The following is a 21,198-nucleotide window of genomic DNA, read 5'->3' as shown; positions in this document are numbered from 1 at the left end:
TCTAGGGAGCGCCGACACAAGGCACCCCCGAAAGGCTTTGAAACGCTATGCGCTTCAGCTTGACCTCTCAGACGTCGACCGACGGCGTCACCGAACAGTCCTTCACCCTCGGCGAGATCACCGGTGTGCTGTTCACGCCGCAAGGCGCTACCGGCCCCCGCCCGCTGATCCTGATGGGACACGGCGGCGGTCAGCACAAGAAGGCTCCCGGCGTCCTGGCCAGCGCGCACCGGTTCGCCGCCGAAGGGTGTTTCGCCGTCGCCGCGATCGATGCCCCCAACCACGGCGACCGGCCGAAAGATGAGCGGTTCATCCGGTTCGCGGGTGACATGCGGGCCCGTATGGCCGCCGGTGAGGATCCGACCGAGCTGGTCGCGGCCATGCACGACCTGCTGGCCGGGCGGGCCGTCGCCGACTGGCAGGCCGTGCTGACCGCGGTCCAGGAGCTCGACCACGTGGGCGCCGGCCCGGCCGGCTATTGGGGTGTGTCGATGGGCTGCGGGATCGGTGTGCCGCTGCTCGCCGCCGACTCCCGGATCCGCGCCGCGGTGCTGGGCCTGCTCGGCGTGCACGGGCTGGCCGCACCCGCCGCCCGGGTCACCGTGCCGGTGCAGTTCCTGCTCCAATGGGACGATACGCGAGTGCCCAGAGACCAGGCCCTGGCGCTGTTCGACGCCCTGGGTTCCACCGACAAGACGCTGCACGCCAACCCCGGCGACCACGGGGGAATCCCCGCGTTCGAGACCGACGATGCGCTGCGGTTCTTCGCCCGGCACCTTGGGTAAGGCCGCCGCCTTATCGCCGGTGACATAGCCGGCGACGCGCCGGCCGGGGTCTGTTCCCGGCCGGCGCGTCCGAGTCAGACCGTTCGACATGCCCGAGTGGATGCAGGTGCGTGAGGTCGGCGATGACGAGGGGCGTCGTCTGTTGCGGATTGTGCGGCGCGGGACAGGATCGGTGGTGACCTAGCGACGTGCGCAGATGGTGCTGCTGTCAGCGCAGGGCATGAACCAGGTGAAGATCGCTGAGGTGACGTTCACCAGCCCTGACCGGGTCCGGGATGTGATCCATAACTTCAACGCCGACGGGTTCGATTCGCTGTACCCCAAGTACGCGGGAGGCCGCCCGAAGGTGTTCACGCTGGCCGAGCGCCGGGAGATCAAGAAGATCGCCAAGTCTAAGCCGGTCGAGCATGACCTGCCGTTCTCGACCTGGAGCCTGGCCAGGCTGGCCGACTTCCTGATCGCTGAGGGGGTGGTCGACGACATCAGCCATGAGGGCCTTCGGGTCCTGCTCCGCCAGGAGGGCGTCTCGTTTCAACGGATAAAGACCTGGAAGACCTCTCGCGATCCGGACGCCGAGCAGCTCAAGACGTGGGCCGACCGGGAGGAGCTGTCAGTGCCGGCTCACTGACCGCTTGGCCTCCTGACTGTTCGGCCCGGAAACCCCTCGGCGTCCGGGCCGTGGTCAGCCACAGGCCGGTGAACACGGCGCAGGCCAGCGTCACGGCCCCCGCCGCGAGGAAGGCGCTGTTGAGGCCGGATTCGAAGGAGGCTCCGCCGGACTCCCGCGTGTGGACGATCGCCCCGAGCACCGCCACGCCGAGCACCGCGCCGATCTGCCGGGTGGTGCTGCTGACGCCCGAGGCGAGGCCGCCCTCCTGCGGGCTGACCGCCTGGATGGCGGCGCCGGTCAGCGGCGACATGGTCAGAGCGAACCCGATGCCGGCGACCGCCAGCCGCCACCACACGTTCCCGTAGCCGGTATCGGCGTGGACGAAGCCCAGTGCCAGCAGCCCCAGCCCGGCCAGCGCCAGGCCGATGCTGACGATGACACGGAAGCCGTACCTGGCCGCGAACCGGCCCGCGTACGGGCTGACGATCACCATGGCCAGCGAGACGGGCAGGGTCCGCAGCCCGGCGACCAGGATCGAAGTGCCCTGGACGTAGACGAAGAACTGGGAGAAGAAGAACGACGACCCCATCAGCGCGAACCCGACCACGACCATCGCCGTGTTGGACACCGTGAACAGCCGCTGACGGAACAGCCGCAGCGGCAGCATCGGCGTCGACACACGACCCTCGACCACGACGAACGCGGCCAGGAGCACCAGTCCGGCGGCGAAGCTGCCCAGGATCACCGGCGAGGTCCAGCCTCGGGAACCGCCCTCGATCAGGCCGTAGGTCACAGCGCCCACGCCCGCGGCGGACAGGACCGTGCCGGGGACGTCGATCGGCGGCGCGCTCGGGTTGCGGGACTCTCCCAGCACGCGCAGCCCGGCCAGCAGCAGGACCGCCCCGATGGGCACGTTGACCAGGAAGATGGCGGGCCAGCCGAAGGACTCCACCAGGATCCCGCCCGCCAGTGGTCCGGCGGCCAGGCCGATGCCGCTGAACCCGGCCCACAACCCGATCGCTCTGACGCGCTCCCTCGGGGCGGGATACGCGGCGACGAGCAGTGCCAGTGAGGCGGGGCTCAGCGCCGCGGCCCCGACGCCCTGCAGCACCCGCCCGGCGATCAGCCAGCCGATCGAGGGCGCGAGCGAACACACCACCGACGCGGCCGTGAACACCACCACCCCGGCCAGGAACACCCGCCTGCGGCCGAACCGGTCGGCGAAGACGCCGCCCGACAGCAGCAGCATGGCCACCACCAGCACGTAGGCGTCGACGATCCACTGCAGGCCGGTCAGCCCGGTGTGGAGCCGCTGCTGCATATCGGGCAGAGCGGCGCCGACGATCGTGTTGTCGAGCAGCACCATGAACTGACCTGCGCAGGTCAGGGTGAGCAACGCTTTCACGTACATCCTTCCTAAAAGCAGTTGGTGACTGGTCTCACGCTTTTGAACGCGGTCAACGGTGTGCGGGATCTTCTCCATGCTCGGCCACTGGTTCGCGCCCGCTTCGCCGACCTGGGCGACCAGCGGTTCTGGCGCACCGACCTGCACCCCTGACAGCTACGGGCCGCTGGAAGTGATCGCCCGCGACGGACACCCGCACACAGATCGCGTTGATCACCTTGGCGTCCCGCTCGATGCGGGCGATCGCCTCGTCGGTCGGTTCCGCCGAGGTCACTTCACCGGCACGCATGGCGGCCGCGAGTTCTTCGGCCGATCGAAAAGTCGATTCCATGAATGTGCAGCCTAATGTCCTGCCACAAACGCTCGAAAAGCCGAAAAAAATGCTTCCGAGATGTCTCACCCCAGGTCAATTGGGTTATCGACGGGGAGGCCATAAAACGGAGCTCCGCACAATGAGATAGATATCTCCATGCCCATCGGTGCATGGACATAGCGAGCGGGATTTGTCCAGTAACGGAATGACTTTTTAAATCTTCCCATGTCAACGGGCGTAGGCCAACAGATGTTGACATCGAGCGCGGCGGCCGATTCACCTGGGGGCCGTCACCGCCGTACCCACTGATCAACCCGAATGACGGCTGGCCGGAGCTATAAAAATTCCGGGCCGACTCAGACGCAGGCGGCCCGTCAGGGGGCGCCGAACCAGTGGGACAGCGCTTCTCGCAGCGCGGTCGCAGCGGTGCCGTCGGGTTCTCCGACCGCCGCGGCCCAGGCGATGTAGGCGTCCGGGCGGATCAGCAGGACGTCGGCCGGACGCTCGTCGGTCTTGGCGGTGCGCACGTCCACGTGATCGCGCCACTTCCGGGCGAGCTCGCGAAGCTCCGGGCGGCCGGCGAGGTCGAGCAGGATGGGCCGGGCGGCGTGCAGGAGCTCCGCGACGCTGGTGACGCCCTGGTCGGTGTACAGGGTGAGGTCGGCGGCGAAGCTGCCGGCCAGCGGGTGGGGCTCGGTGCCGGGCATGGGGTAGCGCAGGTCGGTGCCGGCGACGAGCGCTCCCATGCGGCGCAGCGGCTGCTCATCGGTGAGCAACTCGGTGAAGACCTCACGTAGCGCCTCGGCGGCCGCGTCGTGCCCGCGCCGCAGTGCCACCTGGGCCCGGGTGTGCAGCATGGTACGGGTGCCGGCGAGGTGGCGTTCGCCGTGGTAGGTGTCCAGCAGGCCGGCCGGTGCGCGGCCGTGCAGGTCGGCGGCCAGCTTCCAGGCCAGGTTGACCGCGTCGAGCAGGCCGGCGTTGAGCGCCACTCCGGTGGCGGGGAACAGGTGCGCCGCGTCGCCGGCCAGCAGGATCCGGCCGTCGCGGTAGCGCTCGGCCTGGCGGGCCTTGAAAGTGAACCGCGACAGCCGGGTCGCCTCCGCCACGGGCAGCCGCGCGCCGAGCACGCGGTGGATGCTGTCCTGGAGCTCCGGCACGGTCATGGGGACATCGTCGTCGTACTCGGTGCTCTCGTCCTCGATCGTGTAGAGGGAGACGGCCCTGGAGCCGGGCGAGGAGCCGATGCCGAACAGGCCGTGGTCCGTGCGGGTGAAGCCCGCGCTGATCGTGCCGAAGCCGGGGACGTCGAGGTCGCCGTTGCCGAGTACGGTCACCTCGTCGGGCAGCGTGACCTGGGCCAGCCGGTTGACCTCCGGATAGGTGATGCCGGGGAACGGAATGGCGGCCCAGTCGCGGACGCGGCTGCGCGCGCCGTCGCACCCTACGAGGTAGCGGGCGACTACCTGGTACGGGCCGTCCGGACCCAGCACGTCCACGGTCACCGCCGTGTCGTCCTGGCTGATCCCGGTCACCTCGTGCCCGCGGCGGATCTCGGCGTCGAGCTCGCCGGCGCGGTCGTCGAGCAGCTGCTCCAGTCGCTGTTGCGGGAGCGGCAGGGCGTGCAGCGGGGGATTGGCCAGCTGGGTGAAGTCCAGATGCACACCGCCGAACGGGAACCGGGGTGGTGGGACGGGGCCAGTGCAGGCCGCCTCGAAGCGTTCCAGCAGGCCCCGGTAGCGCAGCAGCTCCAGGATCTGCCCGCCGAGGCCGCCGGCCTTGGGGATGTCGCGGCGCTGCGGCTTGCGCTCCAGAACCAGCGGCCGTACGCCGGCCAGCCGCAGCTCGGCGGCCAGCATGAGGCCGGCGGGGCCGGCCCCTACGATGATCACGCCGGTTTGGGTCACGGGGTTTTTCCTTCTTCGAGGTCGCGGGCCACGGTGGAGGCCGGGGTGTGCAGGATGCCGTCGAACGCGTCCAGGACGGGGGTGTGCAGGAAGGTGCTCTGCAGTCGGATACGGTCGGGGCCAGGGCCGGCCTGGGTGCGCGCCGGGCGGAGGCCGGCGATGCTGAGCCCGAGGCCGGCGTCGGCGAAGGCGGCTTCGACGCTGCCCGGCTCGGGCGGCTGCAGCGCGGTGTCCTCGATGCGGAAGCCGAAGCGCGCCTCCTCGTCGCGGATCATTTCGCCGGTGTGGCCGCCGGTGCTGGTCAGGCCGAGGGCGAAGTACGCGTCGCCGAGCGCGTCGTGCAGGTGTTGCCCCATGGGGAAGCCGGTGAGCTGCCCGTTGAAGGAGATGGGTGCTTTCTGGATGTGGGCGTTGTGGGCGGCCAACACGATGCGGGTTCCGGGCTCGGAGCGCTCCAGGTGCCACAGGACCGATCCGGCCATGTAGACGTCGCGGGCCGAGGTGTCGGCGGTCAGCCCGGTCCCGGCGAACAGGCCGGCCATGGCACGGAAGCCGTAGTCGGCCTGGCAGGCGCCTTCGAGGCGGCGCAGGGCGATGTCGTAGCTAGGCCGGTCGCCGCGGGAGACGTACAGCGGCTCGACGGCGCGGAACCGGATGAGCAGGCGCGTCAGGGCGGCCGTGAGGGCGTCCTGGTCGGCGGCGGGCAGGCGGGCCCACGCGGGCGCGGCCGCGGCCGCGGAGGTTCCGGCGAACGATCCGGCGATCCGCGTCGCCGTCTCGACGGACGATAGGGCTTCGGGGTCGATCCGGCGCAGGTAGTCGGCGACCGGGGCCAGGGCGGGGAGCAAGGACCCGCCGGCTGCCGGGATGTCGATGCCGGCGAAACGCACCGGTTGTGAGGCTGTGGCGTTGTGCCGGCGGATCCAGCGCAGCGGGTCGTCGACGCCCACGGGGATCGCCTCGGCGAGGTGGCCCGTCAGGTCGTCGTCCGTGCCCTCGCCCTGAACCCAGGTGTCGAGGGGGAAGCCTTCGCTGAAGCCGTACTCGAAGGCCAGGACGGTGAAGCCGCAGCGTTCGACCAGGAACCGCAGGAGGCGCCGGCGCAGGCGGATGAACTCGTCGATGAAGTGGGAGTGCTCGCCGATCGCGACGACGCGCGCGTCGCCGATGAGGTCACGCAGCGGCTCCAGGTCGTCGAGCGGTGCCTCGGGGTCGAGGTGGGTGAGCGGGGCGGCGTGGCCACCCAGCCAGCCGGTGAACAGGCCGGGGTGGGACGAAGCAGGCATGCTGATGACTCGATTCTGGTGCTGGAAGGTCAACGGACGGGTCTCACTGCGCGGCCGCCACCTTCTCCAGGTCGCCGACGCTGCCCGACATGATCGTGCGAACGTGTTCGGTGATGAGCTGGAGCGGCCAGTCCCACCAGGCCAGGGCCAGCAGGCGGTCGATGTCGGCATCGCTGTGACGACGGCGGATGAGCCTGGCCGGGTTGCCGCCGACGATGCCGTAGTCGGGCACGTCGTCGACGACGACGGCGCCGGAGGCGATGATCGCTCCGTCGCCGATGCGGACACCGGGCATCACCATGGCCCGGTACCCGAACCAGACGTCATTGCCCACCACGGTGTCACCCCGCCCAGGCAGGCCGGTGATGAGATCGAAGTGCTCGGCCCAGGAGCCGCCCATGATCGGGAAAGGGAACGTCGAGGGGCCGTCCATGCGGTGGTTGGCGCCGTTCATGATGAACCGCACCCCCTCGCCCAGCGCGCAGAACTTCCCGATGACCAGCTTCTCCGGCCCGTAGTGGTAGAGCACATTGCGGGTCTCGAAGGCGGTCGGATCGTCCGGGTCGTCGTAGTAGGAGAACTCGCCGACCTCGATCAGCGGCGAGGCGACCAGCGGTTTCAGCAGCACCACCCGCGGCTGGTCGGGCATCGGGTGCACCACGGTCGGGTCGGCGGAAACTGGTATCACAAATCGGCTCTTTCCAAGAGGGGCTTATCAGTACGGAACGTACCGTACCGATAGATGATGTCGGCGTACGAATGCCGATGTCAAGTACGGAACGTTCCGTACCGATAAGGTGGCCGCATGACCCGCACACCCCACCGTCGCGGCGCCGACCGGACCGAGGCCATCATGCGGACCACGCTGGAGCTCGGCCAGGAGATCGGCTACGCCAACCTCAGCATGGAAACGGTCGCGGCCCGCGCCGGCGCCAGCAAGCAGACCCTCTACCGCCGATGGCCCTCCAAGGGAGCCCTGCTGCTCGACTCCCTGCTGTCGCTGAACGAGCCCGGCCTGGACTATCCGGACACCGGTGATCTCGCCGCCGACCTGCGCGCACAGATCTACGCGGCCGTTGATCTGCTGGGCGGCCCGCCCTACGGTCCCTTGTTTTACGCTTTGGTCGGCGAGGCGCAGCACGATCCCCGGGTCGCCGCGTCGCTCAACGAGCGTTTCATCGCCCCGCAGCGGGACAAGACCGTCGCCCGGCTGCGGGCGGCCCGCGACCAGGGCCAGCTGTCACCCGGCTTCGACCTCGATCTGGCGATGGCGATCCTGTCCGGCCCGCTGTACTTCCGGCTCCTGATCACCCAGGAGCCGCTGACCCACGAGTACGTCGACCGCGTCCTCGACGCGCTCTTCGCCGGGATGATGCCCCGCCCGTGAGCAGGCTCGGTCACGCGACCAGGCGCAGCCAGGCCGCGGCGAGTGCGGCGTGACCGGCTGGCGTGGGGTGCACGCTGTCCGCGGCCCAACTCCCCGACCTCGATCAACGGGGACGTGACCAGCGGCCGGAGCAGCACCACCCGCGGCTGCCCAGGCATGGGATGCACCACGTTCGGGTCGGCCGGGATCAGGCTGTTCATGACGTACGTTGCTCTCCGGTTTTGCTTAATGCGACAGATTGTACATTAATATGGTGTCATGACGCAGTCCACCGAGCAAACCGGAGGCCGGGCGGAGCCCTCCGCCACCCTGTCGCCGCCCCGCCGCCGCCCGGGCGGCCGTACCGAGCGCACCCGCGCGCAAGTGCTCGACGCTGTCGGCGCTGAACTGGCCGAACGCGGCTACGACGCGCTCACCCTGGACACCGTCGCGGCCCGCGCGGGCGTGCACCGCGCGACCGTTTACCGGCGCTGGCGGGACGTCGGCGGCCTGCTCGCCGACCTCTGCGCGGCCACCGCCGACGACGACTGGCAGCCCGAGGACACCGGCTCCCTGGAGGGCGACCTCGCGGCGCTCAACCGGGAGAATCTGGCGGCACTGACCGACCAGCCGTCGATCGCCGCCGCCCTGCTCGCCGCCTCATTCCGCTCCGAGGAGGCCGCGCGCGGCCTGTGGCGGCTGTGGGCGGACCGCTACGCCCGCTGCGAGGTCATCGTCGAGCGCGCCGTACGACGTGGCGAACTGCCGCCGGCCACCGACGCGCGACGACTGCTCGTCACCGCCACAGCACCGCTCTACCACGAGATGATGCTGCTAGGCACGCCGCCCGACCCGGACCTGCCGGGCCAGGCGGCCAGGGCCGCGGCCCTCGCCGCCAACGCGGGCGCCTTCACCCGCCCCGCGCCCGCGAACGGCCCCTCCTAGCGCCTGTCGCCAGGCTCTTCAAGGTGGATGCTTCGTTCTGAGACAGCGCTGACTCTCGCTGCTCGCCCCCAGTCGCAGGCTTCGCGACGGCCTCCTTTGCCCGTCGCGCAGCTGACGTTCCCTATCCCGTCCGGCCCTGAAGGAGTTTCGACATGCCCCAACCAGAACAGGTCAGCTTCGCTGGTGATGCGGCAAAGCTCGCCGGTCACCTCTTTCTGCCCGATAACGCCGGTTCTGATGCCGCCCCTGTGCCGGGCGTCGTGGTCGCCGGGACTTGGACCAGCGTCAAGGAGCAGATGGCCGACCGGTACGCCGAGCAGTTGGCCCGGCGAGGCTTCGCGGCGCTGTCGTTCGATTTCACCGGATACGGCGAATCGGGCGGCGAGCCGCGCGACGTCGAGTCACCGGAGTTGAAGATCCGAGACCTCCGGGCGGCGATCGGCTTCCTGGCCGGGCATCCGGCGGTGGATGATGGAGCGCTGGGCGCGCTGGGGGTGTGCGCCGGCGCGATGTATGTGAGTGCCCTCGCCGCCGAGGACACCCGGGTGGGATCGCTCGCCCTGGTGGCCCCGTGGCTGCACGACTCTCGTATCTGCGAGAAGAACTACGGCGGCCCCGAGGGCATCGAGGCGAAGAAGGCCGCGGCGCGACGCAGGTACGAGGAGACCGGAGAGGTCGCCTACGTGCCGGTGGTCAGCGGCAGCGACCCGGACGCCGCCATGCCCTTCGACATCGACTTCTACCTCAATCCCCAGCGGGGCGGGATCCCGCGGTGGCCCAATCGGTTCGCCGTCATGGCCTGGCCCCGATGGCTGGACTTCGACGCCATCGCGATCGCACCGAAGGTGACCGCGCCCGTGCTGCTGGTGCACAGCGAGGATGCCGCCATCCCGGACGGCGCCCGTCGTTTCCACCACGGTCTGACCGGTTCCAAGGAATTCCTGTGGACCGAGGGTGTCCAGTTCGACTTCTACGACCAGTCACCCCAGGTCGGCTTCGCCGCGGACGCGGCGGCTGAGCACTTCGCCCGCACGCTGTGACATCCCCGTACCTCCAGATCACCCTTTCATCGTTGCGATAGGAGCCCATTGCGCCATGTCCGAATCCCTTGAGACCGCCGCGCCATCCCCGTCCGACAAGATCGACATCGCCGAGACCTGCACTCGGATGGCGGTGTACGCGGACCGCCGTGAATGGACGCTCCTGTGCGGTCTGTTCGCCGACAAAGTGCTCCTCGACTACACCAGCCTCAACGGCGGCGAACCGGTCCGGCTCACGCCGCAGGAGATCGCCGACGCCTGGGCGGCGACGCTCGGTGGCTTCGACGCCACCCAGCACCTGATCGCCAACCACCTCGTGCAGGTCGACGGGGACCGTGCCGTGTGCACCGCGTCGTTCCAGGCCACGCACCGCCTCGCCACCCCCCATGGGGCTCCGCTGTGGACACTCGGCGGCGACTACCGCTGGGAGCTCACCCGCGTCGGCGGCCGCTGGCTGATCGGCTCGGTGGTGATGACGGCGACCTGGGGCGACGGCAACAAGGACCTGCCCGCCCGGGCGGCAGGCTGACCGCACGCACCGCTCCGCCGGGCGGTCCCTGCCGCACACCTTTGAGAACGTCACTGGAGCATCCTGATGCTGAAATCCCTACTCAAGTCCTCCCCAACCGCCGGTGTCGTGGCCGCCGGGACGCAGAGGTCCCGCGACGGATCTCCCGTGGTGCTGGGAGCCGCCCTGCTGGGCTTCTTCCTCATCTCGCTGGACGCGTTGATCGTCACCGTCGCGCTGCCGGACATCGGGCGCAGCCTCGGCGGCGGCATGTCCGGCCTGCAGTGGGTGGTGGACGGATACACGCTGATGTTCGCCGCCCTGATGCTCTCCGCGGGTGCCCTGTCCGACCGCATCGGGGCTCGGCGGGCCTTCGGCGGCGGACTGGTGCTGTTCGCGCTGGCATCGGCCGCGTGCGGGTTCGCGCCCGGGCTCGGGATGCTGGTGGCGGCGCGGCTGGTGCAGGGGGCCGCGGCGGCGGTGATGATGCCGGCGTCTTTGGCGCTGGTCCGGCAGGGATTCCCCGACCAGGCGAAGCGGGCGCGGGCGATCGCCGTCTGGACCGTGGGCGGCGCGGTCGCGGTGGCGGCCGGGCCGGTGCTCGGCGGCGCGCTCACCGCCACCGTGGGCTGGCGATGGATTTTCTTCGTCAACCTCCCGGCGGGTCTGCTGGCGCTCGCCCTGCTCGCCCGCGTGCCCGCTTCACCCCGGTTGCCCGCACGTCTCGACGTGGTCGGGCAGGTGACGGCGGTGGCCGCGATGGGCGCGCTGACCTACGGCGTGATCGAGGGCGGCGATGAGGGCTTCGGCCGGCCGCTCGTGATGGCGTCGCTGCTGGTGGCCGCGGCCGCGGCAGTCGCCTTCCTCACCGTGCAGGCCCGTGGCTCCCACCCGATGCTTCCGCTGCCGCTGTTCCGCTCGCGGGTGGTGGCGGTGTCGCTGGTGGTGGGCTTCATGCTCAACGCCGCCTACTACGGCGGGGTGTTCATCTTCAGCCTGTACCTGCAGCAGGAGCGCGGGCAGTCAGCGCTGCAGGCGGGCCTGATGTTCATTCCGATGACGGCACTGGTCGCCGTGGTCAACCTGGCCTCGGCGAGGCTGGCCGCGCGGTTCGGCCCCCGGGTGCCGATGGTGGCGGGGCAACTGATCGGGACGGCCGGGCTGGGGGCGCTGCTCACCGTCGGCCCGCACACCCATGTGTGGACGGTGGCGGTGCTGATGGTGCCGGTCGGTCTCGGCGGGGCGCTGACGGTGCCGGCGTTGACCGCGATGCTGCTCGACGCGGTGCCTGCGGAACGGGCAGGCACCGCCTCCGCTGTGCTCAACACCGGCCGCCAAGTCGGCGGGGCGATCGCGGTGGCCGTCTTCGGTGCGCTGCTGGCGGGGGCGGACACGTTCCTGGCCGGGATGCGGTGGAGCATGCTGATCGCGGCGGCAGGACTCGTGCTGACGGCGGCCGCGACACTGGCGCTGCCGCGGGGCGGGCACCAGATCATCGACGCATGAGCCCCTGCCGCGGTCCTGGCCATCCAGCCGTCGGTTGGCCGACGAATGACACGCCGGGAAGCTCTCCGGGCCCTGCCCATCTCAGCAGAGGACGCCTGAACAGAACCCGCGTTCGATCACGCAGAGTCACCTTGAGTCGGTGGCGTCGACCCGAGCGGTGGCCCGAGATGAAGGCAAGGGTGGCTTGGCGCAACGAGGTGTCGGTGGCGTGGCGTAGCCGGTGGACGTCGATCCCGACGCATGCGGCGGCGCAGTAGGTCTGCCGCTGCCGCAGGCGGATCTCCTCCAGCTTGGCCTTGGCCTTCTTGTTGGTGGCCGTCATCCGCTTGCACGACATCTCGGCGAGATCATCGCGTGCCGGCGCTTGGGCGGTGTGCACCAGCCACACCAGCAGCGCGACCCACTTGGCGTCGACGGTATAGGTCGGGGACCCGGGATTCTACTTACCAGTATCAGCGCTAAGCGTCTAACCAGCAGGTCAGTGAACCGACATATGGTCATTGCCGACAGACGGTCCGACCGCGGGGCCGCCGTGAGAACAGGGGGCCCGATTCGACGGGCGAAGACATCGGATTGCATTTGTACCTACTGGTATGTACGGTGACGATCGTGGATACCAGGGAACGACTGATCGAGAGCACCCGAGAACTGCTGTGGGAGTGCGGATACGTGGGCACCTCGCCGAAGGCGATCCAGCAGCGATCCGGGGCGGGCCAGGGCAGCATGTATCACCACTTTCGCGGCAAACCCGATCTGGCGCTGGCCGCGATCACCCGCAGTGCCGAGGAACTGCGGGCCCGCGCGGAGGCGGAGTTCTCCGGCCCCGGAACTCCGGTCCAGCGTGTCACCGCCTACCTGCGCCGGGAGCGGGACGCTCTCCGGGGCTGCCCGGTCGGCCGTCTCACCCAGGATCCTGAGGTGATGGCCGATCCCGCGTTGCGCCGTCCGGTCGAGGAGACCTTCACCTGGCTGCGGACCCGGCTGGCCGGAGTCCTCACGGAAGCACGGGAAAACGGCGAGCTCGACACCGCGCCCGACCCGGCAGCCACCGCCACCGCGCTCGTCGCGGTGCTGCAGGGTGGGTATGTGCTGGCCCGCGCCGCCGGCGACGCGGAAGCTTACGCGCAGGCCGTTGACGGCGCGCTCGGCCTGCTTGCCGGACACCTCCGCTGAGCCAGGAGAAGTGGATTTCCTGCTTCGAGCCTCCGGGCGCAGCGGTCCGCCGCTTCGACGACCTCACCGCTACCGAGCCGGCCGTTTTCATCTCCTGCTATCTGCTCGTCGGCCACCAACTCCTGATCGAATCACTTGAAAGGACGAAATGATGCCCTTTGTTCGTATTGATGCGTTCCATGCAGACGAGAAGCGGTTGGAGGCCATGGGCCGGGCCGTGCACGACGCCCTGGTCGATGCCATCGGTATCCCGCCAGACGACCTGTTCCAGGTGCTCACCAGCCACGACGGCACCCAGCACATGCTCCGCTACGACGACTACCCCGGCATCCACCGGGACGACGACATCGTGTTCGTCGCCATCACCATGCGCTCCGGACGCACTGCGGGTCAGAAGCAGGCTCTCTACCGCAGGATCGCCGATCTCGCCAAGGAGTACGCGGGCACCGAGCCGCGGAACGTACTCGTCACGATCACCGAGAACGAGCCGATCGACTGGTCGTTCGGCGACGGCGTGGCGCAGTTCGCGGATGTCGGCCGATGAGGGGTCCCGGCAGATGAACGCCGTCGGCACCGATGGGCTCGCGCCGATCGCCGAGCCCATCGGTGCGGATCAGCCGGCCAGCGCCGCCTTGACGTCGTTGAGCACCTACGCGAGGTCGCCAGTGTCCCACCCCTGCAACCTCGATCGGCCAGGGGGCAGAGCTCGGCGCTGAGCGGCGGCCGCGGGCTACCTCGCCAAGACGGACAGGCGGCCGGCGGCGACTTCCAGCAAGAGGTCAACGTGGCACGGCATCTCGGGCGAGCAGGGGCAGGCGAGATCTCGGCCGGCGACCTCGACCTGGGCGAGGGTCACGAGATCGGGGCGACTCCCAAGGTAGTTGCGGTATCCGGCTACGGCGCTTCGGTGGGCCTGCTCGGGGGCAGCTGCAATGCGACCTCGACCTGACTGGTTTTGTCGGTCGGAGTCGGCAGCGCTTCCCTCAGCGGCCCGGCCGTGTCGATGAGTTCCGACAGCACTCGTACACGGGCTCTACGCCTGGTGGGCGACCTGTCCCTGGGCGGCTCGCGACATCCCAAACCAGGCGGAGGTGACACAGGCCACCAGAAGCGTCACTCCGGACAGGACGCCACTGACGATCGGCACCCACGCGACGGCGGAGGTCTCCGCCATGACGAGCCCGGCGACCCCAAGCAGAGTGAGGATCACACCGGGCACGAGGATGCTGATCTGCTTCCAGATCGGGGCCAGCACGATGAAGTGGACGCCGACGACGACCGCGATCCAGGCGACGTTCGTCTGCTCGGGCAGATCCCAGGCGCGGAGCACCGCGATCCCGCCGAAGAGCAGGACGACTTCGGCGACGACGACCAGCCAGTAACCCCGGCCGAACATCTTTCGCGTACCCCGGCCGGCGGCCGGCTGAGTCTGAGTCGCTCTTCCCCGCCTGCCGATGACGATGGCACCGCACAGACCGAGGACGGCGACCACGCGTAGCAGAGTGGCGATCGCCGTGTTCAGAGGGCATGGGCGTTGGCGATCACAAATACTGCCCCGAATAGGGCGCCGATCAACATACCGGTCATACGTTGCATGAGCACACCCTAGCCGTTGCGCGATCAGAGGAGCGATCGCCCCGATCCATTGAAGGCCCAGCGCTGTCGCTTCTCGCCGAGATTCCACTCGAAGATCGGGAAGCGTTGGCACAACTCGGCGATCTCTGCTGCCGCTTCTCGCTGACAGAGCCACCTGGCCGCCGGTCTCGTCAAGGATGACCTGTCCCTGGCGGGTGCGGTGCCCAATGACGAACACTCGGGCCGTACCGGTGCGGCGGGCGACCTCGACGCGCCAGGGATTCCCCACTAACTCGTTCGATCCACGATGACCGCGCTCGGGGCAGGCGCCATCCTGCGACTCTGCGCCGCTGGACCCGGAATCGCCGGCTACGGCGGTATGCAGCGACAGATCGGGCTTGGACCTGCCCGCACCCGTGAGCGCACGGTCCAGCAGCGAGCATTGCGGATGTGAGGCGGCCTCATCCAGACTGAGGCAGCCTCCGTCTCCAACGGCTTGAGCGCGTCAATGGCCGTCGTACTTGCGAGATTCCCGCCTGGCCCGCGCACTCGTCGGCCACGGCCAGCAGTCGGGTGCCGGCATGGGCGGTGTCCTCATTGCTCGTGCGAACCAGCCCCGACTCCGACCGGACCGCATAACGGATCCCGATCATGGTTTCTGCGTCTTCCACGGCACGACCCTTTCCTGACAGGTAATCGACGAGGAAGGTGGCCAACTGTTCGCGTACGACCGTGTCGGCCACGACCTGCGCCCTAGTAGTCGGTGACCTGCTCGGCCGCAGCCTTTGGCTCCAGGTCGCATACCTGGCTGATGTGGGCCAGGTATGGCCAAGGCGCGCCCTGGGCGAGGGGTGCCGCGGCACCGCGTGATGGGGACGTCCGGCCCGATGGGGAGGGAAAGATCTATCTAGGGTCGTCAGGATCTCTTGGCGACCGACCGAGTGAGTCGATCCAGCGTGCCAGCCGGTCGCCTTCACGGGCCATGAGCTCGGGGTCGCGGAAGGTGTTGGTGAGCAGCGAGATCCCCTGGTAGGCGGCGATCAGGGCGACCGCGAGGTCGCGGGAGTCACTTCGGCCCATCGAATGGAACTGTTGCTCGGTCCAGTCGATCAGGACCTGCATGACATCGGCCACGGTGCGGTCGAGGCCACCGGCGCGTTTGTCGAGCTCCGAGGCCAGGGTTCCGGTGGGGCAGCCGTACCGGGCGGCGAGATCGCGTTGCCGCACCCAGCCGCCGATGAGTGTCTTCAGCCGGTCCTGCGGGGTGGTGAGCTCGTCAAGTGAAGTGATCATTGCCTGGAGACTCTGCGCGTGTGCGCCGATGGCCGCCTCGACGAGGTCGTCCTTGGTCTTGAAGTAGTAGTAGACGTTGCCCACGGGAACGTCGGCCGCCTGCGCGATGTCGGCGAGCGTTGTCTTCTCCACGCCCTGCTCGTGCAGCATTTTCACTGCGGCGGCCGTCAGCCGCTCCCGTTTGCCCCGCTTCGTAATGACCGGGACGCGATCGCCCTTCTTCGAGTCAGTCACCTGACTAACTATAGCCAATCGCGGTCCGGTTGACTACGTTCGCCAGGCAGCCAGTTAAATACGGGTGCCATTGACGAACGTGCCACCGGCCCCGAACGGGATGCGGCGCGCTGATCAGCACCGGTCGGCCCCGGGGCGAGCAGGCTGGCGAGCTCGCGCATCGCCTGCGGGAAGGGCTTGAAGTACCGCTTCACGTTCTCCGGCTTCTTGTGCCTCGACTTGGCCCTGAGCTCCAACGGGTCGGATCGGAGTTCGACGACGGTCCCCAACGGGACCTCCTTGCCTGCCGCAGACAACGGGGCCGTTTCACGCATCTCCGGGAGGAGACTGCCGTAGGCCGTGACCAAGGACGGCACAGATGACAGCGCATTTGTCTGCGACGCGGCTGCGGTCACCACCCGGCGAGCACCTCATGCCCCTGCGGGATGGCGAGGTCGAGCAGGCCGGGGAAGCGAGTGTCCAGGGCGTCGCGGCGCAGCTGGTTCAACCGCCGGGTTCCCTCATCTCTCTGGTGGATCACGCCGGCTTCCCGCAGGACCTTGAAGTGGCCGCTTTGGGTGGACTTGCTGACTGGAAGTGCGAACGTCGTGCACGCCAGTTCGCCGTCGGGTTCGACGTCGGCGAGCCGGGCGACGATGGCCAGCCGCACCGGGTCGCTCAAGGCGGCCAGCACGGCGGTGAACCGCAGCCGAGTTCGGTCGGGATGGACGAGTTCGGTCGCGGTACGGCTGGCCATGCCTTCATAGTAGCCAAAATGTTCGGCGTTTCCGAACATCTGCTATGTTCGGAAAAATCGAACATGATTGCATGGAGGAACCGATGCCTCTTGATCGCCTCGCTGACGCGCACCGCGGTCGGCCGCTACACCGTGACCACCGTCCGGAACGTTCCGGCCCGCTGGACACGGACCTTGCCGGGTCGCCCGTTTCAAAGGGGCCGTGGAGGTTCTGGGCTGCGGCGTACGCTCTGCTGATCCTGCTCACCGGCACGAATCTGCCGACGCCGTTGTATCGGGGCTATGAGGTGAGATTCGGCTTCTCCCCTCTGATCGTCACGCTGATCTTCGCCGCATACGCGGCCGTGCTGATCCCTTCACTGCTGGTAGCCGGTCCGCTGTCGGATGTGGTCGGCCGCCGCGGCGTGCTGCTGCCCGCGGTGGCACTGGCCGCGCTGGGATCGCTGGTCTTCGCCCTGGCAGCGGGCACCGGGTGGCTGTTCGCCGCCCGTGTCCTGCAGGGCTTGGCGCTCGGCGCGGCCTCGGGGCCGTTGACCGCGGCGCTGACGGAGCTGGAACCGACCGGTAACCGCCGCAAGGCGGCGCTGGTGTCCACCATGGCTTCCGTGGGCGGCCTCGGCCTCGGGCCCGTGCTGGCCGGGCTGCTCGCCCAGTACGCCCCGGCACCGGATGTCCTGCCGTTCGCGGTGGAGATCGTGCTGCTGGTTCCGGCGGCGGCCGCCATCATGGCGCTGCCGACGGCATCTTCAAGAGCCCGGTGGCGCCCCCGCCGCTCCGAGATCCCCGCCTCGATGCGGGCCACCTTCGCGACCAGCGGGACGGCGAGCTTTCTCGCGTTCGCCGTGGTCGGGCTCTTCCTCGCCCTCATCCCCACTTACGTCGCCACTCTCTCAGGCAGTAAGAACCTGCTTCTGGGTGGTGCAGCCGTGGCACTGATGCTGCTCTGCTCCGCGCTCGCCCAACTCCTCGGCTACGGCAAGCGGGCCCGGATCCTGGAGCTGGTTGGCCTCCCCCTCCTGGCCGCCGGACTGGTACTGCTGGCCCTCGCGGGCGGTCTGTCCTCGCTGCCATTGCTGCTTCTCGCAACCGTGATCGGCGGCATCGGCCAGGGACTTGCGTTCCTCGGCGGCCTCACCGCGGTCAACCAGGCCACCCCAGCCGATCGCCATGCCGGCGTCCTGTCCAGCTTCTACGTGATCATCTACCTCGGCGTCGGCCTGCCGGTCATCGGCGTCGGCTTCCTCGCCACCGTTGTCGGACTTCTCGCCGCCGTACAGTGCTTCGCCGCCGTCGTCGCCGTGCTCTGCGTGGTGATGCTGTTTGTCCTCACCCGAGTGCATCGCCGTGCTTCTGCCGCCGCGGCGTCGGCTCCCATCGATACCGCTGCCAACTGACGCCGGGCCACGGCCACTCTCCACCTCCTCGCGGCCGGCATCGGCGAGGTCACCGCCGCAGCCCTGCGCGAAGGCAGCCACGCCGGTCAGGCCTACGGGGGACACCAGCCGGTACCGGCTCGGGCCGCGGGATCCTGCTGGGCGGTCTGCTCACCGAGGGTTCCTGGTGGCGGGGCGGTCGTCGGCCGCTCCGCCACCCGGGACCTTCCGGCTGCGGGGGATCAGCGGTAGTAACCCTCAACGGGGATCCGCGCCTCGTCGAACAGCGCTGGGCCCTCCTGGCGCACATCGGCAGCGGCGGCGGGCGGCTTGAGGCCGGTGAGCTGTTCGGTGGAGAGGGCGAACACGACGCCGCCGAGGCCGGATCGCTCGATGGCGCCCGCGCACATGCCGCAGGGCTGGCAGCTGGTGTACATGGTGGTGGCGGCCGCCGTGGCGGGGTCGAGTTCGCGGGCTGCCCATTTGGCCAGCTTCAGCTCGGGGTGGGCGCTGATGTCGGCGTCGGACAGAACCGTGTTGTGCTCTTCGGCGAGCACACTGCCGTCCGGGCCTACCAGCAGTGATCCGAATGGCGCGTCTCCAGTCGCCCGAGCCTTGGCGGCAAGGTCGATGGCCCTGCGGAGAAAGTTCTCGTCGTCGTGTGTCACTGTCGCTCCGTCTGTGTGTGATGCGTGTCCAGGTCTCGGTGGGCGGCCACGGTCGCGAGCGCCTGCCATGCCACCTGCGGGTGACAGGTCTCGCGGGGATCGCCGTTGAACGGGTCGAGCACGACCGTGTCCGCACCCAGCAGGCGCAGTTGTTCGAGGTCGTCGAGGACCTGCTCGATCGTGCCCTCGCCGGCGAGCCGCTCGGGGCCGGTGACCGGTGAGTCGGTGAGTCGCAGAGCGATGCGGGGAACGAAGGCGGGCACCGGCCGGCGCTGCTCATCGGCAATGGCCTTCACCCGTCCCGGCGCCTCACGCAGCCAGGGAAGGGTGCACCGCAGCGGATGCCACGCCTCGCCGAGCCGTACCGCCCGGCGTATGCCGGCGTCGCTGTTGCCACCGATCCAGAACGGAATCTGCCCGCTACGGTAGTCCTCGTCGTCGTCCCAGGCGGCGCGGATCGCCTGCAGGTGATCGTCGGTCAGCTTCCCGCGCTGCTGGAACGGGACGCCGAGCGCGTCGAACTCCTGCCGGGCCCAGCCGACGCCCACACCAAGAACCAGCCGTCCCCCGCTGAGCTGGTTGAGGTTGGCCGCCATACGGGCGACCAGCAACGGATGCCGGTACGGCACGATGAGCACCGTGGTCCCCAGCCGGACCCGATGGGTGATGCCGGCCAGCCAGGACAGGGTGGTGAAGGGTTCGTAGAAAGGCGCCGGATACTGCTTGGCGACATCGGGCGTCACCGCGACATGGTCGGAGACCATCAGCAGGTCGAAACCCAGACCCTCCACGGTCTGCGCCCAGTCGCGCAGCACGCCGGGATCGGTGCCCGGGCCGAAGTTCGGGACGTTTACTCCTATTTGCACCAGTTCATGCTATCCAGCACGCACCAGCGACCGGAAGAGAGTTTTCCCGGCATGCGGCGGAATAAGCCGCGAATCTGCCGGTATCTTTGCCATATGACCGAGAGTCTTGATGCCACCGACTGGTTGATCCTGGCCGAACTCCAACAAGACGGCCGTGTCCCGCTCACCGAACTGGGTCGACGGGTGAGCCTCAGTGCCTCAGCGACGACCGAACGGGTCAAACGACTGGAGGCGATGGGCGTCATCACCGGCTACCGGGCCGACGTCGACCTGGTGAAGGCCGGTTTCGCGGTGCTCGCCGTGGTGCGTCTGAAGTATCCGGGCAGCCAGCACCAGCCACTGCACCGGCTGCTCGATGAGCGCTCAGAGATCCTGGAATGCCTGCGGACCACCGGCGACGACTGCTACCTGCTGAAGGTGGCCGCGACCTCCATGGCCCACCTCGAACGGCTCATCAACGAGCTGGCCCAGTTCGGCAGCACCACCACCAACCTGGTCTACAGCCAGACGCTGCCCTACCGCGGCCCCCGGGAACCGCAGCCGGAGAGCTGACGAGGGTCGCACGCGAGCCCCTGGTTCTTTTTGCGGTCCGACGGCGGAAGGCACGGCCCGTGCTCCGCGGACCGGAACCCGATAAGCCCCACTGATATTCTTAAGCCATAAACAGCTGCTTATCCATTATTAGTTTATAGCATAAGGGGTTCTGCGTTGGCCGTATTCGCCGGACAGGGTGACGTGCGCCGTTCGATGGCCCTGCTGTGGCGCACCCCGGGGCGGGAGGCGACGCGGAGCGCTCCGGGGCCCCGGCCCGGGCTGAGTGTGGACGTGATCGTGGACGCGGCGATCGCCGTCGCCGACGAGCGGGGGATGGCGGCGCTGTCCATGCGCGCGGTGGGCGAACGGCTCGGCCGTACGGGCATGGCCCTGTACACCTACGTGCCCAGCAAGGGCGAACTGGTCGACCTGATGTACGACCGCGCCCACGCCGAGCTGCCCACCGGCTACGAGCCGGCGGCGGGGTGGCGGGCGGCCGTGACGTCCTGGGCCTGGGACGCCTGGGCGTTCTACCTGCGGCACCCGTGGGTGTTGCAGGTGTCGCAGGCCCGGCCGGCGCTGGGCCCCAACGAGTACGTCATGCTCGAGACGGTGCTGACCGTCCTGCGGGCGATTGGGCTGGAGGCCGGCGTGCTGCGGCGCGTCGTCGGGACGCTGTTCCACTTCGTGCGGGGGGCGGCGCAGACGGTCGCGGAGACCCGGCAGGCCCCGGCGGCGACAGGGGTGTCCGATGAGGAGTGGTGGCACGCCCGTTCGGCTCTGCTGAAGGAGGTCGCCCCCGACTTCGCCGAGCGGTTCCCGATGGTGACCTGGCTGGAGAGCGAGGGGGCGTCCCGGCTCGCGGCCGAGGAGGAAGAGGAGGGGGTGCCCTATCTGGAGCGAGAGGCGAAGGAGACCTTCAGGGTCGGGCTCACCGTCCTGCTTGACGGGATCGAGGCGGCCGTGAGCAGGGCCGGGGGATCGGGGCCGGGGTGACGCGCTTCGACCGGCGGAGAATCCTCTCGACACAACTCTTTACGACATAAGCTATCTTTGTCCCAGGCCGTTGGTTTACGGC

The 21,198-nt window shown here is 69.0% G+C and carries 24 protein-coding genes; 13 read left to right on the top strand and 11 right to left on the bottom strand.

Annotated features, from left to right (window positions below; genetic code table 11):
• The first annotated feature begins 59 nt into the window (after positions 1–59).
• Together OHA77_RS39765 and OHA77_RS39760 are read left to right on the top strand one after the other, a co-directional pair.
• A complete protein-coding gene (locus tag OHA77_RS39765; protein WP_406314216.1) occupies positions 60–785 on the top strand; it encodes a dienelactone hydrolase family protein in 726 nt (241 codons plus the stop codon).
• A 196-nt stretch (positions 786–981) separates the two neighbouring features.
• The gene (locus OHA77_RS39760) at positions 982–1,413 is read left to right on the top strand and encodes a helix-turn-helix domain-containing protein (RefSeq protein WP_406314522.1); all 432 of its coding nucleotides are present in this window, start codon (positions 982–984) and stop codon (positions 1,411–1,413) included.
• On the opposite strand, the gene OHA77_RS39755 is transcribed toward OHA77_RS39760, so the two are convergent.
• On the bottom strand, positions 1,367–2,800 hold the full coding sequence (locus OHA77_RS39755) for a DHA2 family efflux MFS transporter permease subunit (protein WP_406314520.1): 1,434 nt from the start codon (positions 2,798–2,800) through the stop codon (positions 1,367–1,369). The two genes, OHA77_RS39760 and OHA77_RS39755, sit on opposite strands and share 47 nt — an antisense overlap.
• 24 nt (positions 2,801–2,824) lie before the next feature.
• Here OHA77_RS39755 and OHA77_RS39750 point away from each other — a divergent pair, with 24 nt between their 5' ends.
• Positions 2,825–2,953 (top strand): hypothetical protein, encoded by a 129-nt coding sequence (locus tag OHA77_RS39750; protein ID WP_406314518.1) that lies wholly within the window; start codon positions 2,825–2,827, stop codon positions 2,951–2,953.
• 534 nt (positions 2,954–3,487) lie between these two features.
• Here OHA77_RS39750 and OHA77_RS39745 read toward each other — a convergent pair.
• Genes OHA77_RS39745 through OHA77_RS39735 form a run of 3 tightly spaced genes read right to left on the bottom strand, consistent with a single transcriptional unit; the run spans position 3,488 to position 6,952 of the window.
• Complete coding sequence (locus tag OHA77_RS39745; RefSeq protein WP_406314516.1) at positions 3,488–5,017, bottom strand: FAD-dependent monooxygenase; 1,530 nt, start codon at positions 5,015–5,017, stop codon at positions 3,488–3,490.
• Positions 5,014–6,303, bottom strand: coding sequence for an erythromycin esterase family protein (locus OHA77_RS39740; RefSeq protein WP_406314514.1), 1,290 nt, complete (start codon positions 6,301–6,303; stop codon positions 5,014–5,016). The genes OHA77_RS39745 and OHA77_RS39740 overlap by 4 nt, the downstream gene beginning before the upstream one ends.
• 43 nt (positions 6,304–6,346) lie before the next feature.
• Positions 6,347–6,952: a CatB-related O-acetyltransferase gene (locus OHA77_RS39735; protein ID WP_406319957.1), complete on the bottom strand. Its 606-nt coding sequence runs from the start codon at positions 6,950–6,952 to the stop codon at positions 6,347–6,349.
• A 156-nt stretch (positions 6,953–7,108) separates the two neighbouring features.
• On the opposite strand from OHA77_RS39735, the gene OHA77_RS39730 reads away from it, so the two are divergent.
• From OHA77_RS39730 to OHA77_RS39700, 7 genes are all read left to right on the top strand, one after another.
• On the top strand, positions 7,109–7,690 hold the full coding sequence (locus OHA77_RS39730; protein ID WP_406314513.1) for a TetR/AcrR family transcriptional regulator: 582 nt from the start codon (positions 7,109–7,111) through the stop codon (positions 7,688–7,690).
• Positions 7,691–7,948: 258 nt separating this feature from the next.
• Positions 7,949–8,614, top strand: a complete 666-nt coding sequence (locus OHA77_RS39725; protein WP_406314511.1) for a TetR/AcrR family transcriptional regulator — start codon at positions 7,949–7,951, stop codon at positions 8,612–8,614.
• A gap of 152 nt (positions 8,615–8,766) precedes the next feature.
• Complete coding sequence (locus OHA77_RS39720) at positions 8,767–9,654, top strand: alpha/beta hydrolase (protein WP_406314509.1); 888 nt, start codon at positions 8,767–8,769, stop codon at positions 9,652–9,654.
• A gap of 55 nt (positions 9,655–9,709) precedes the next feature.
• Entirely contained in the window at positions 9,710–10,183 is a 474-nt protein-coding gene (locus tag OHA77_RS39715; RefSeq protein WP_406314508.1) for a nuclear transport factor 2 family protein, read from the top strand.
• Positions 10,184–10,249: 66 nt separating this feature from the next.
• Positions 10,250–11,668 (top strand): MFS transporter, encoded by a 1,419-nt coding sequence (locus OHA77_RS39710; protein WP_406314506.1) that lies wholly within the window; start codon positions 10,250–10,252, stop codon positions 11,666–11,668.
• A 600-nt stretch (positions 11,669–12,268) separates the two neighbouring features.
• Positions 12,269–12,841, top strand: coding sequence for a TetR/AcrR family transcriptional regulator (locus OHA77_RS39705; protein ID WP_406314504.1), 573 nt, complete (start codon positions 12,269–12,271; stop codon positions 12,839–12,841).
• A gap of 151 nt (positions 12,842–12,992) precedes the next feature.
• Positions 12,993–13,385 carry a tautomerase family protein gene (locus OHA77_RS39700; protein WP_406314502.1) on the top strand — a complete coding sequence of 131 codons (393 nt, stop codon included), beginning with the start codon at positions 12,993–12,995 and terminating at the stop codon, positions 13,383–13,385.
• Positions 13,386–13,571: 186 nt separating this feature from the next.
• Here the strand turns inward: OHA77_RS39700 and OHA77_RS39695 are convergent, their stop codons facing one another.
• From OHA77_RS39695 to OHA77_RS39675, 5 genes are all read right to left on the bottom strand, one after another.
• Positions 13,572–13,775: a DUF4326 domain-containing protein gene (locus tag OHA77_RS39695; protein WP_406319956.1), complete on the bottom strand. Its 204-nt coding sequence runs from the start codon at positions 13,773–13,775 to the stop codon at positions 13,572–13,574.
• A 99-nt stretch (positions 13,776–13,874) separates the two neighbouring features.
• Positions 13,875–14,333, bottom strand: coding sequence for a hypothetical protein (locus OHA77_RS39690; RefSeq protein WP_406314501.1), 459 nt, complete (start codon positions 14,331–14,333; stop codon positions 13,875–13,877).
• A gap of 986 nt (positions 14,334–15,319) precedes the next feature.
• The gene (locus OHA77_RS39685; RefSeq protein WP_406314499.1) at positions 15,320–15,943 is read right to left on the bottom strand and encodes a TetR/AcrR family transcriptional regulator; all 624 of its coding nucleotides are present in this window, start codon (positions 15,941–15,943) and stop codon (positions 15,320–15,322) included.
• An 8-nt stretch (positions 15,944–15,951) separates the two neighbouring features.
• A complete protein-coding gene (locus tag OHA77_RS39680) occupies positions 15,952–16,212 on the bottom strand; it encodes a hypothetical protein (RefSeq protein ID WP_406314497.1) in 261 nt (86 codons plus the stop codon).
• 122 nt (positions 16,213–16,334) lie between these two features.
• Entirely contained in the window at positions 16,335–16,679 is a 345-nt protein-coding gene (locus tag OHA77_RS39675; RefSeq protein ID WP_406314495.1) for an ArsR/SmtB family transcription factor, read from the bottom strand.
• Positions 16,680–16,762: 83 nt separating this feature from the next.
• Here OHA77_RS39675 and OHA77_RS39670 point away from each other — a divergent pair, with 83 nt between their 5' ends.
• Positions 16,763–18,073, top strand: a complete 1,311-nt coding sequence (locus OHA77_RS39670) for an MFS transporter (protein ID WP_406314493.1) — start codon at positions 16,763–16,765, stop codon at positions 18,071–18,073.
• Positions 18,074–18,294: 221 nt separating this feature from the next.
• Here OHA77_RS39670 and OHA77_RS39665 read toward each other — a convergent pair whose 3' ends face one another.
• Positions 18,295–18,720: a nucleoside deaminase gene (locus OHA77_RS39665; RefSeq protein WP_406314491.1), complete on the bottom strand. Its 426-nt coding sequence runs from the start codon at positions 18,718–18,720 to the stop codon at positions 18,295–18,297.
• Positions 18,717–19,586, bottom strand: a complete 870-nt coding sequence (locus tag OHA77_RS39660) for an LLM class flavin-dependent oxidoreductase (RefSeq protein ID WP_406314489.1) — start codon at positions 19,584–19,586, stop codon at positions 18,717–18,719. Before OHA77_RS39660 ends, OHA77_RS39665 begins: the two co-directional genes overlap by 4 nt.
• 93 nt (positions 19,587–19,679) lie before the next feature.
• On the opposite strand from OHA77_RS39660, the gene OHA77_RS39655 reads away from it, so the two are divergent.
• Entirely contained in the window at positions 19,680–20,138 is a 459-nt protein-coding gene (locus OHA77_RS39655) for an Lrp/AsnC family transcriptional regulator (RefSeq protein WP_406314487.1), read from the top strand.
• 156 nt (positions 20,139–20,294) lie between these two features.
• Positions 20,295–21,116, top strand: a complete 822-nt coding sequence (locus OHA77_RS39650; protein ID WP_406314485.1) for a TetR/AcrR family transcriptional regulator — start codon at positions 20,295–20,297, stop codon at positions 21,114–21,116.
• Positions 21,117–21,198: the final 82 nt, after the last annotated feature.

Source organism: Streptosporangium sp. NBC_01639 (genome assembly GCF_045209755.1).
Classification (GTDB): domain Bacteria; phylum Actinomycetota; class Actinomycetes; order Streptosporangiales; family Streptosporangiaceae; genus Streptosporangium.
Note: the sequence above shows the minus strand (reverse complement) of the source record. Positions and strands in the feature narration are given on the sequence as shown.